The organism is Nibribacter koreensis (genome assembly GCF_039541795.1).
Classification (GTDB): Bacteria; Bacteroidota; Bacteroidia; order Cytophagales; family Hymenobacteraceae; genus Nibribacter; species Nibribacter koreensis.
This window is the reverse complement of the sequence record NZ_BAABGX010000003.1, coordinates 746,406-758,293: the sequence shown is the minus strand read 5'-3', so window position 1 is coordinate 758,293 and position 11,888 is coordinate 746,406. Positions and strand designations below refer to the sequence as shown.

General features: G+C 50.8%; 10 protein-coding genes. 5 read left to right on the top strand and 5 right to left on the bottom strand.

All coding sequences use genetic code 11. From position 1 onward, the window contains the following. Window positions 1-68 precede the first annotated feature (68 nt). The 4 genes from ABD880_RS18605 to ABD880_RS18590 all read left to right on the top strand — a co-directional run bounded on the left by ABD880_RS18605 (window position 69) and on the right by ABD880_RS18590 (window position 3,582). Window positions 69-566, top strand: a complete 498-nt coding sequence (locus ABD880_RS18605) for a hypothetical protein (protein ID WP_345169588.1) — start codon at window positions 69-71, stop codon at window positions 564-566. 18 nt (window positions 567-584) lie between these two features. After that, complete coding sequence (locus ABD880_RS18600; protein ID WP_345169585.1) at window positions 585-1,010, top strand: DUF2721 domain-containing protein; 426 nt, start codon at window positions 585-587, stop codon at window positions 1,008-1,010. 52 nt (window positions 1,011-1,062) lie between these two features. Beyond that, a complete protein-coding gene (locus tag ABD880_RS18595; RefSeq protein ID WP_345169582.1) occupies window positions 1,063-2,295 on the top strand; it encodes an S-adenosylmethionine:tRNA ribosyltransferase-isomerase in 1,233 nt (410 codons plus the stop codon). A gap of 189 nt (window positions 2,296-2,484) precedes the next feature. Beyond that, window positions 2,485-3,582 (top strand): M48 family metallopeptidase, encoded by a 1,098-nt coding sequence (locus ABD880_RS18590; protein ID WP_345169581.1) that lies wholly within the window; start codon window positions 2,485-2,487, stop codon window positions 3,580-3,582. Window positions 3,583-3,682: 100 nt separating this feature from the next. On the opposite strand, the gene ABD880_RS18585 is transcribed toward ABD880_RS18590, so the two are convergent. Both ABD880_RS18585 and ABD880_RS18580 read right to left on the bottom strand, forming a co-directional pair. Further along, entirely contained in the window at window positions 3,683-5,059 is a 1,377-nt protein-coding gene (locus ABD880_RS18585; RefSeq protein ID WP_345169578.1) for a RagB/SusD family nutrient uptake outer membrane protein, read from the bottom strand. A gap of 9 nt (window positions 5,060-5,068) precedes the next feature. Further along, window positions 5,069-8,170 carry a SusC/RagA family TonB-linked outer membrane protein gene (locus ABD880_RS18580; protein ID WP_345169576.1) on the bottom strand — a complete coding sequence of 1,034 codons (3,102 nt, stop codon included), beginning with the start codon at window positions 8,168-8,170 and terminating at the stop codon, window positions 5,069-5,071. 318 nt (window positions 8,171-8,488) lie between these two features. Between ABD880_RS18580 and ABD880_RS18575 the strand changes: the two genes are divergently transcribed. Beyond that, on the top strand, window positions 8,489-9,364 hold the full coding sequence (locus tag ABD880_RS18575) for a DUF2911 domain-containing protein (protein WP_345169574.1): 876 nt from the start codon (window positions 8,489-8,491) through the stop codon (window positions 9,362-9,364). Window positions 9,365-9,459: 95 nt separating this feature from the next. Here ABD880_RS18575 and ABD880_RS18570 read toward each other — a convergent pair whose 3' ends face one another. The 3 genes from ABD880_RS18570 to ABD880_RS18560 are packed head-to-tail and all read right to left on the bottom strand — an operon-like array spanning window position 9,460 to window position 11,882. Beyond that, a complete protein-coding gene (locus ABD880_RS18570) occupies window positions 9,460-10,044 on the bottom strand; it encodes a nitroreductase family protein (RefSeq protein ID WP_345169571.1) in 585 nt (194 codons plus the stop codon). 27 nt (window positions 10,045-10,071) lie between these two features. Continuing rightward, window positions 10,072-11,760: a sodium:solute symporter family protein gene (locus ABD880_RS18565; protein ID WP_345169570.1), complete on the bottom strand. Its 1,689-nt coding sequence runs from the start codon at window positions 11,758-11,760 to the stop codon at window positions 10,072-10,074. Then, window positions 11,757-11,882 (bottom strand): hypothetical protein, encoded by a 126-nt coding sequence (locus ABD880_RS18560; RefSeq protein WP_345169568.1) that lies wholly within the window; start codon window positions 11,880-11,882, stop codon window positions 11,757-11,759. Before ABD880_RS18560 ends, ABD880_RS18565 begins: the two co-directional genes overlap by 4 nt. Window positions 11,883-11,888: the final 6 nt, after the last annotated feature.

The window sequence follows — 11,888 nt, the reverse complement described above, 5'->3', positions numbered from 1 at the left end:
GCGGGTAAATTTTAAGCCTCCTGTAAAAACTTCTTTTGCTAACTTGCTCTTTTTAAAGGATTCTGCCCATGAGCGCCCTCATCTACCAACAGTTACTATCTCAGGTATTCTCAGAAGAGACTGCCTCTTTGCACCATAGAATCTCTTCCTTGTACCAAGAACTGGAAGAGGCCTTGCAACAGGCGCGCCCTGGTAAGTTAAGCCAGGAGATGGTGAGCTATAGGTTTGAGCGCTTGCGTCTGGGCATTGGCATTACCTTGTTGCAGCTGCTCACAGACCTGGGCGGCGATGAAGACAGCGCCGAAGTACGGGATTTGTTGCAAGACGCCCTGGACGCCGCCAACGTGCAGGAAATTGACAAGCGCATCCAGAAGAAAGGCCACCTGTTTGAAGAACTGTACACTGATCTGTACGTCAACGCCGAGGCTGAACACGTGCTGTCTCTGTTTGAGCGCACCCTGGAGTCCTCTACCAAAGAAGAAACCGATGAGCTGTTGGAGGAAGCCCTGGAACTGGCCCTTGATCTGGAGATTCAGTCTGGTGAGGATGACGACGATTTAGCGTAACCACCCCAGTTTCCGGCCATGGAAATCACCTTAACCACTCCTGCCCTGCTGTTCCCGGCGCTGTCCTTGCTCCTGCTGGCGTTTACCAACAGGTTCATGTCGTTGGCCAAGCTCATCAGGGATTTAAAGCATAGATACCAGACCTCGCACAGCCATCTGGTGTTTGGCCAGATCCAGAACCTGCGCAAGCGTCTGATTCTCATCAGGAACATGCAGGCGGTGGGCATTGGCAGTATGTTTTCTTGCGTGCTCTGCATGTTTACGCTGTACCAAGGCTGGCAGATGGCCGGTGAAATCATCTTCGGGTTGAGCCTGGTGCTGTTAATGGTCTCCATGTCCTTGTCTCTCTGGGAAATCCAGATTTCTGTCAAGGCGTTAGAACTAGAGCTGAGCGATCTGGAGCATGAAGAAGCCACGGCTCCCTTGATTCTCCCTAAAAGCTAGCCGTCTCCCTCCTGAACCTACATCTCACTAATCTATTTCTTTTCATTTTTGCATGAGTGCGTACCATCCCCGGCAGATCTCCATCGCTGATTATACCTATGACCTCCCAGAGGAGCGCATTGCCCAGTTTCCTTTGGAAGTGCGGGACCAGAGCAGGCTGTTGGTCTACCAGCAGGGCCGCATAGCAGACGCCCATTTCACAGAATTGGCCAACGTCTTGCCCGCGCAGTCCCTGTTGGTGTTCAACAATACCAAAGTAGTACAGGCAAGACTGCGCTTCCAGAAAGCCACGGGCGGCATCATTGAGCTTTTCTGCTTAGAGCCTCTGGAACCTATTAGAGAGGTACAGCAAGCCATGCAACAAACCCAGTCTGTGGTCTGGAAATGTTTGGTGGGCAACAACAAGCGGTGGCGCGAAGGACGTCTGGAAATGCCCTTGGGTCCCAGCCCCGAGGATGGCATCTTATATGCTGAGCGCCTGGCCCCCGCTGAGGAAGGCTATGCCATTGGTTTTTCATGGACACCAACAGAAAGAACCTTTGCCGAGGTACTGGAAATTGCCGGTCTCTTGCCCTTGCCGCCTTACATGAACCGTGACGCCGCCCCAGAAGACCAGAACCGCTACCAGACCATTTACGCAGACGCCGCCGGGGCCGTAGCCGCGCCTACCGCCGGTCTGCACTTTACGCCCCGCGTGCTGGAGCAATTAAATCAGAAAAAACACCAGGCCGCGTTTGTCACCCTGCACGTGGGCGCTGGTACGTTCAAGCCAGTCAAGTCTGAGGTGATGGAGCACCATTACATGCATCCAGAACAACTGTCTGTGAGCCGCGAGACGGTGGAGCAGTTGCTACGGCACTTGGGCCGGCCCATCATTCCGGTAGGCACCACGTCTATGCGCACCTTAGAGAGTCTGTACTGGTTGGGTGTGGGTTTGTCTATGGGTTCTCTGCCCACTGAGGATGACCAACTGCTAGTACCTCAATGGTTGCCCTATGACCAGCGCACGTCACTATCTGTGCAAGAAGCGCTGGAGAGTATTTTGACGTATCTGGACCAACAGGGCGTATCACACCTGCAGGCTACTACCCGTATTCTCATAGCGCCAGGCTACCAGTTCAAGCTTTGTTCTGGTATCATCACCAATTTCCATCAACCTAACAGCACCTTGTTGTTGCTGGTGGCCGCCATGATCGGCCCGTCTTGGCAAAAGGTGTATAGACACGCGCTGGCCAACAACTACCGCTTCTTGAGCTACGGAGACAGCTCTTTATTGCTTCCGTAACCGGCTAGTCGTTTTTGGCCTATTTCTAAGAAAAAAGGCCAAAAACGACTATTCTTTACCCCCACTTGTTTTTGAACGACCAAGGAATTTAAGCTAGTCTATTTGGTGGCAACTGATGATTGTGCCCAAGAAATTTACCCATTTGACTGAATGACTCCTCATTAGAATAAGCGCAAGCCAACTACCTATATGAAATCTTATTCTGGCATCTACCAAGACGGGCACTCTCCGGCAGGACAACCGGTCACCATACAGGTGCAAGCCACAGGCTTGGCGTTGACCTTTGCCTCCAGAGATGGGCACGTATTGGGTACACCGGGTCTAGTATTCTGGGAGGCATCGCGCATTAAGCCCAATGCTTACAGAGAGGGCCATAAAACAGTGCTCAGGTACGGTGATACACCGGTGCAGTCATTAGAAGTGGTTTCTCCAGATTTTGCCGAAGTCATCAAAAACGCCTTCCCAGAGGCCGTCTTTCACCGAAACGCCCAACCTCTGCCCAAACATCGCGCCTCTGGCCTGTATTTTTTGCTAGCCCTGTTCTTGGCGGGTCTGGCGCTATGCTACTTCTTTCTGCTACCTGCCATGGCAGACCTTCTGTCCAGGCAGATACCCCTAGACACAGAGATTGCCCTGGGTGAAAAGATCTATAGCCAGTTGGTAGAAAAGGAAAAAATAGACTCGGCCCGCACCCAGCACGCCCAAGGCTTTCTTCAACAGCTTTCCATCAGGTCCAGGTATCCTTTGCAAATGACCGTGGTACAGGACAAGACAGTCAATGCCTTCGCCCTGCCGGGAGGGCACATGGTCATTTATACAGGCTTGTTGGACCAGCTTAGAACGCCAGAGGAACTGGCCGCCTTGTTGGGCCATGAAAGTGCGCACGTGCAGGAGCGGCATACGTTGCGGTCCATGGCGCGCCAATTATCTACCTACGTGCTTTTGTCTCTTCTTTTGAATGACGTGGTGGGGCTGTCGGCGGTGCTGTTAGAGAACGCTGACCAACTCACGGCCCTGCATTATAGCCGCAGCCTGGAGCAAGCCGCCGACACGCAAGGCTTCCTTTTATTAAAAGCCAATCACTTAGACCCCAAGGGCATGCAACGCTTGTTTACGCGGTTAAACCAAGCCGCTCCTTATGAAGGCCCTACCATGCTGCGTTCCCATCCGCTCACAGAGGAGCGTTTAGAGCACGTGCAGGCCATGATTCAACAAAATCCCTACCCGGTCAGGCCAGCTTCATTCCAACTACATCAAACCTGGAAGGCCCTACAGAAAAAGAATTAACCGATATGGCTGGTAGCACCTCTATTCAGGTTAACAATTCTATATAAAGAAAGAGGAGGCCAATGGCCTCCTCTTTCTGGTTTAATATGATGCCTGGTGCTTAGTAGCCAGGGTTCTGAGTTCCCAGGTTAGGGTTGGTCTCAAACTGCTGGAATGGCAATGGCCACAAATTACGGAACGTATTGTCTGGCGTGGTGCCGGTAGCGGGACAGAAGTTCAATACCGTACACGTCTGGCCAAAGCGCTTTAAGTCTATAAATCTTAGACCTTCAAAGGCAAACTCCAAGCGGCGCTGCTTCAGGATTTCTGTTAAAGCCTCTGCGTTAGAAATAGGCACTATGCTTCCCAGGCCTGCCCGGTTCCGGATTATGTTGATGTCACTGATCACCTGCAACGAAGGAGGCGCCCCGGCTGCACCCAACCTGGCGTTGGCCTCTGCCCTGATCAGGTACATTTCAGCTAGCCTGATGATGACCACGTTGTCACTGCCATCTACCACATCATCATACTTGATTACCCTTCTGCGGGTACCCTGCTGTTGCGTGGTCTCGCCAAATCTTTCGCCGCCATCACTGGAGAGAAGGTTGAAGAGGCTGGCAGACACATAGAACTTTTGACCTGGCACGGCGGGGTTAGAAGAACTGGCCAGCGCGTTTTGGTCATCCTCATTGAACGCTAACTCAAATATTGACTCAGAAGAGGCATTGTCCGTTCCTGAGGCATTAAAGATGTCGCCAAAGTTACTTTCCAGGTCATATTCTCCGCTTTCAATTACCTGGTTTGCTTTGTCTCTGGCCTGAGCGTTGTTCCCCTGCTGTAGGTACACTCTTGCCAACAAGGCAGTGGCCGCCAGCTCTGAGGCGCTAAATGCCTCTGCATTGCCGCCGGCTAGTTTAGTCTCTGCGGCGGTTAAGTCAGTAATAATCTGGGAATAGACCTCTGCCTCGCTGCTTCTGCCTTGGCTCTGGATGCCCGCCACATTAAGGGTAGGCTTGGTGACAATGGGTACGCCGCCAAACACCTTCACCAAATCAAAGTAGGCCAAGCCTCTCAGGAAATGCGCTTCACCCACAATCCTGTCTTTCTCTTCCTGCGGAATGTTGGTCAAGGCCCCCACATCCTGAATCACCAGATTGGCTCTACCAATGGCGCTGTAAATAGCGGCCCAGGTATTGGCAATCTGCAGGTTGGTGGGATTGATGTTTCTATTGGCTACTTCTCTGTGGGTGGTAAAAGTGCCCACAAAGTTGAGGTTGTCTGTATATAGGTCTTGGTAGTACAGGTAAGACAAGCCATAGTAATCCCCCACTTGAAAGGCACTGTACACCCCTTGCAAGGCTCTGTCTGCTGACCGGGCGTCTGTAATGGCTCCTTCATACTCTATGCTAGTGGTTGGATCCACGTCCAGCACGTCTTGACAAGCCGTAAAAACACTTAAGCCTGCCCCTATTAGAAGTATATAAAATCTCTTTTTCATATCTGAAGATTAAAGTCCAATATTAACACCAAACGTGAAGGTTCTTGACTGCGGGAACGTGTAGAAATCCACGCCTATGGTAGTGTTAGAAGTACCGGCAAAGTTCACCTCGGGGTCAAACCCTGGATAGTCTGTAAAGGTGATCAGGTTCTGGGCCTGGGCAAACAAGCGCACGCTCCGCAGCTTTGCTCTTTGACTGATGGTGCTTGGCAGGGTATAGCCCAGCATCAGGTTTTTAAGACGGGCATAAGAGCCATCATAAATAAACCGGTCCTGGTTGCTGCGGCCATTGCCATTCTCGTCCAGATACGTAGCTCTTGGAATGTCTGTCTCGTCTCCTTCTTTTTTCCAGCGTCCTTCAACTATGTCACGCATGTTGTCATCATACACGCCCAGATGTTGCTGATACTGCATGGCAGGGTTGGCAATGTCATTACCTACAGAGAACTGCAAGAAGGCAGTTAGGTCAAAGCCTTTGTAGGTGAACGTGTTGGTCAAGCCACCCACAAAGTCTGGCTGGGCATTGCCTAGAATGGCTAAGTCGTCATCTGTGATGAAACCGTCTCCATTTGTGTCTACAAAATTCACATCGCCGGCCTGGGTGTCTATGTTGCCGTCTTGGTTGGCGTCTACATAGCGCCCGGCATCAATCACCTGTTGCGTGGTAGAGAAGATACCGTTGGTCCTAAAACCGTAGAAAGTACCAATAGGCTCACCTTCGCGCAGCACCAGGGAGTTCCCTCCAAAACCGTAGAAAATGTCCTGGCCTTCATACAGTTCCAACACCTTGTTGCGGTTGAAAGACAAGTTAAAGTCTGTGTTCCAGGTAAAGCCTCTGTCTGCTGAGGTAAAGTTGACCGTGCTCAACGTGAACTCAAGGCCTTTGTTCTCTACACTACCAATGTTAGAAGAGTAGCTTCTCAATCCATTTTGAGTAGGAATGGGACGGCTATACAACAGGTCATCTGTAGTTTTAATGTAGTAGTCTACCGCCACGTTTACGCGGTTGCTAAACAAGCCCAGGTCCATACCCACGTTAAACTGTTTGGTTTCTTCCCACTTCAAGTCTGGGTTCTCAATCTGTGAGAAGGCAATACCTGGTCTGTCAGCATAAGAGCCCGGGCCGAACAAGGACAGATAGGTGAAGTCACCTATTTCCTGGTTACCGGTAATACCGTAGCTGGCGCGTAGCTTCAGTTCGCTTAAAGAGGCTAGTTCAGGCATAAAGCTTTCCTCCAGCACTCGCCAGCCCACAGAAACAGACGGAAAGTAACCAAACCGGTTGTTCTCCCCGAAACGGCTGGAACCATCTGCCCTAAAGTTTAAGCCCAGCAAATAACGGTCTGAGATGTTGAAGTTGGCTCTACCAAAGTAAGATAGCAAGGCAAACGGCGTGATGGAGTTGGACCCGTCATTAACACTCGTAGCGCTGCTCAGGTACCTGAAGCGCTCACTAGGGAAGCCCTGTCCTGTCACAAAGGTTCTGTCAATGTCATTCTCCTCTACAGAAGAACCGGCGAGTAAATTCACATAGCTATTGGTGCCAAAATCCCAGCGGTAATCTGCGGTGGCCTCCAATAGTCTTTTGCTTACAAGCGTGGTGGTCTTGGTTGCCGAACCCTGGGTGGCAATACCCACACTGCCCGGGAAGTTGTCACCCGTGTAACTACGCTCAGAGAGGTTGAGGACGTCTGCCCCTGCTTTCAGGTTCAGGTTTAACTTTGGAAGAATGGCATATCTGGCCGAAATGTTACCAATGGCGCGTAAGTTCTTGCTTTCATTGTCATTCTCTCTGCCTTCTGCCACCGGGTTAGTGTAGTAATAATTTGGGTAGCTGTAAGTACCGTCCTCATAGAATACCGGGAACACTGGAGAGGCGGCCAATGAGTTGGCAAACGGACCAATCACCGTATTATCACTCACAATACGCTGGTTCTCAGAAAGGCTCAACTGCACGCCGGCAGAGAAAGAAAGCTTGTCGCTGTAGGTATGGTCTAGGTTTAGACGGCCGCTGTAGCGTTCATACCCGCTGCCAATGATGACGCCCTTCTGGTCAAAGTAATTACCAGACACATAGTATCTGGTTTTAGCGTCACCGCCGCTGGCAGAAAGCTCATAGTTGCTGATGCGGGCATCTTTCACAGTCACCTGGTCTAACCAGTCGGTGTCTACGCCTTCGGCATCAAAATCAAACCCGCCGTAATAAAAGTCGCCAAAATCAGCTGCCGTCCAGGGATCATCTTCGCCCAGATAGCCGTCATTGATGAAGGCTTCCCGCATCACTTGCAGGTATTGCTCGGCATTTAAATAACCAGGCTTCTTCCACATGTTCTGGATACCGGTGTAGGCATTCAGGTTAATGGTGGTTTTGTTGGCCTTACCGCGCTTGGTAGTAATCAAAATAACTCCGTTGGCCGCTCTGGAACCATAAATGGCCGCCGCTGAGGCATCTTTCAAGATGTCCATAGACTCAATGTCTGAAGGACTCAAATCTGAGAGGGCGTTGATGGACTGGCCGCCAAAGTCCAGCTGCGAGTAGTCACCCGTAGTCATAGGCACGCCGTCAATCACGTACAAAGGCTGGTTGCTGGCAGAGATGGAACTGGACCCGCGCACGCGCACGGTGACCCCACCACCGGGCGTACCAGAGTTCTGAGAAATCTGCACCCCGGCGGCGCGACCTTGCAAGGCTTGGTCTACACCGGCCACCGGCACGTTCTCAATGGCAGCGGCGGTTACCTGAGTGGTGGCCCCTGTCACCTCGCGGCGTTCCTGGGTACCGTAGCCAATCACCACTACCTCATTTAAGCTTCTAGAAGCCTCAGCCAGGGTTACGTTCAAGGTAGCGTCGCTTCCGGCGGTTACCTCTTTGGTGTTATACCCTAAATAACTAAACACTAATACCGGAGTGCCTGATACGCTCAAGGTGTACCGGCCATCTGCGTCTGTACTGGTACCATTGGTAGTACCTTTCACCACCACACTCACGCCCGGAAGCGCAGACCCGTCGGCCGAGGAGGTTACCCTACCCGATAGCGTTCTATCCTGCGCCACGGCGCTGAAACTAAGCAGGCTGGTAAAGACAAAGAAAATGAGCAAAAGTCTTTTCATATACATTGGTTAGGGTTGGTAAACTATTCTCTCATCAAAAAGATACAGGCAAGGTGCTAATCACAGCCTTTCTACATGTTCCAGAAAGATTGGGTAGTAAGCTATATATCTATTCTTATGTTGTATGTACGTATATGAAATCCAAACTGGGTTTAAATTGTCATATATTTTTCTTACAAAATTTCTATTTAACCGTAATCAATAAGTTGAGGTAATGCTAACACCTTCCTTTTAGCTAAGCAACGGAAACGGGAAGAATAGAGACTTTTCTAGCCATTTTGTCTAACTTACAGACCAATTAATGCAACATTAAAACTTATGAAAAAGCAAATTCAACTTACGTACGCCCTGGTGTGTGCCATGGCTATGGTCTTATTAGGGACTGGAGCGTCTGCCCAGATTAAGATGCCGGCTGCCAGCCCGTCTGCCACAGTAAAACAAGCCGTTGGCTTAGGAGAAGTGACCGTAGAATACTCAAGACCCAGCATGAAAGGCCGTAAAATCATGGGCGACATTGTGCCGTACAACGGCAAGGTTTGGAGAACCGGGGCCAATGCCTCTACCAAAATCACTTTCTCTGAAGAGGTAATGTTAGAAGGCAACAAAGTGCCAGCCGGCCAATATGCGTTATATACCATTCCAGGTGAGAAAGAATGGACCGTGATCATCCACAAAAACCTGAAGCACTGGGGTGACGGTGGTGAAAACTACAAGCAGGAAGAAGACCAGGTTCGTTTTAAAGTGAAGACGAAGGAGCTGGATGACAAAGTAGAGACCTTTACCATTGGGTTTAATGACCTTACCAACAACGGCGCCACCCTGCAAATCATGTGGGAGAAGACCTTGGTACCGGTTAAGATCACCACTGACGTAGATTCTAAAGTGATGGCCCAGATCCAGGAGAAGGTAATCAACGGTACAGACGTTAAACCTGGCATGTATGCCGCCGCTGCCAACTACTATTCTGACAACAACAAGGACATGAAGCAGGCGCTTGCCTGGATGAAGAAGGCCAACGAAAAAGATCCTTTGTTCTACAACATGCACTACCAGGCCAAAATGCAAATGAAGCTGAAGGACTACAAAGGCGCCAGAGCATCTGCTGAGAAATCTTTGGAGCTGTCTAAGCAAGCTAAAAATGCCGACTACGTGGCCATGAACGAAAAACTATTAGCCGAACTAAAAGGCAAATAGCGTTTTTGGCCTCTTTTGGCCAAAACAAGCCAAAAACGAAGCCCCGCCAGATGTTCTGGCGGGGCTTCGTTTTTATAAATTAATGCAAGGAGCATTTACACCCAACGCACCTTCTCTTCTATAGGCACCAGCCGCTTACCTGCGGCATCTGGACTGTCTGCGTAGCCCAGGTATAAAATGCCTAGCACAGAGTCCTCCACCCGCAGGTTCAGCAACGCTTTCATAGGCGGCTTGTACGCCATTCCTCCTGAGCCCCAGTAGGTGGCAATACCCAGTGCCGTGGCCCCTAGTAACAGATTCTGAATGGCGCAGGAAGTAGCCGCAACCTCTTCTAATGCCGGTATCTTGGGTAAATCGCCGCGTTGCATATAGGCAAGGATCACATGAGAGGCCTGGTCCCCCATGTGCAACAGCTTTTCATAGGTTGTTTCCTTAAACAGTTCTGGAGCCGTGTGCTTCTTGTACAAAACAGCGTGAGTCAGGCAAAAATCTTGGACCTTCTCTTTGGCATAAACCACAAACCGCCAAGGCTCTGTATGCCCATGGGCGGGCGCCCAGTCGGCTAAGGCAAGTATCTCCTGTATCTGCTCATCAGGAATAAAACGGCCGTTCATTTTAGGTGGTTTGGTAGTCCTTCGGCCTTGGATGACTTGCTGCAACGCTAAAAAAGTAGAGTTCATGAGAAAACAAGAGAAGTGATAGATGCACTACGCCCGCTCCTGCAACAAAGGTTGTAAGAGATACGCAATCCCAATTACCAGAAAGCACCCAATCAGGTTGTACCAGAGGTAGGCAATGGAGGTAGTGAAGTACAAGGTAAAAATGATGCCCTGCGTCAGCACCGCTGCCCAAAACACCGCATTCCCGCGCAAAGACTTACAATAAAAAGCCGCCAGGAAGACTCCCAGAATGGTGCCATAGAAAAGCGAGCCCAGAATGTTCACCGCCTGAATCAGGTTTTCTAACTGTGAGGCAAATAGCGCAAACAGAATAGACACCGCTCCCCAGCCAATGGTCAGCCACCGGGACGCGCTTACGTAATGCGCATCTGAGGCATTCTGCACAATGGACCGCTTGTACACGTCCACCACCGTGGTAGAGGCCAGAGAACTAAACGCCGAGGCCGTGCTCCCCATGGCCGCGCACAACACCACCGCCAAAAGCAAACCAATCAAGCCTTGGGGCAGTTGCTGCGTCACAAAGGTCAAGAAGACATAATCCGTGTCTTTTAACTCCACCCCAACATTTTGCTGATTGACCAAGACATGCGCCTCTTTTCTAAGGACTTTGCGCTTTTCTTCGGCGGCTTGAGCTTGTAGGGCCGCTTGCTCTACGCCACCTTGGTTGTTGGATTGGTGGGCCGCTACCATGGCCAAAGCCGCTTCGCGCTTCTGGGTGAAGGCCGCAGTATTCTCGGTCTCAAGCTTTTGCCATTCTCCTGCCTGTGCAGAGGCCGCTACCTTAGCTACCTGTTGTTGATTAAAGTACAAAGGCGGTTGGTAAAACTGGTAGAAGACAAACACCATCACGCCCACCATCAAGATCAAGAACTGCATGGGCACCTTCACCAGACCGTTCATGAGCAGACCTAATCTACTTTGCGCAATGGTCTCGCCGCCCAGGTACCGGCCTACCTGTGACTGGTCCGTCCCGAAGTACGAAAGCGCCAGAAAGAACCCTCCTATCAAGCCAGACCATAGGTTGTAGCGATCATTGGGGTCAAAGCTGAGGTCTACCAGGTTCATCTTGCCCATTTTACCAGCCACCACCAGGGCATCAGAAAAGCCTACCTGTGCCGGCAACAGACGCACCACTACAATGGCCGCCACCAACATACCGCCTAGCATCACGGACATTTGCAAACGTTGGGTCTGGCTTACGGCTTTGGAGCCACCCACCACCGTGTAGAACGTCACCACCACGCCAATGAACAGAATGGTATAGGTCAAATTCCAGCCCAGAATAGCCGACAAGATAATGGCCGGCGCATAAATGGTGATACCGGTAGATAAGCCCCGTTGCAACAGAAACAGAAACGCCGCCAGAGATCGCGTCTTCAGGTCAAAACGTCCCTCCAGGTACTCATAAGCAGTATAGACTTTCAGGCGGTAATAAATGGGAATGGCCGTAGCTGATAAGACCACCATGGCCAGCGGCAACCCGAAGTAGAATTGAATAAACCGCATGCCGTCCTCAAACGCCTGGCCCGGTGTAGAGAGAAACGTGATGGCGCTGGCCTGGGTAGCCATAATGGACAAGCCCATCATCCACCAGCGCTCAGTGTTGTCCGCTTTTAAGAAGGTGGACATGTTGCGGGTCTTGTGGGTCTTCCAGACGCCGTACAACACAATGAACGCAATGGTGCCAACTAGTACGGCCCAATCCAGATAACTCATTGGTAGGCCTCCGTCATTAGGTAGAACAGCACAATCAAAAACGCCAACACGCCCAGCACCAGCCAGTACATGCCTTTCCAGGTCTTAAAGAACGGCGGCGGGTCAATATCTCCTTTGGTCATGTGGTT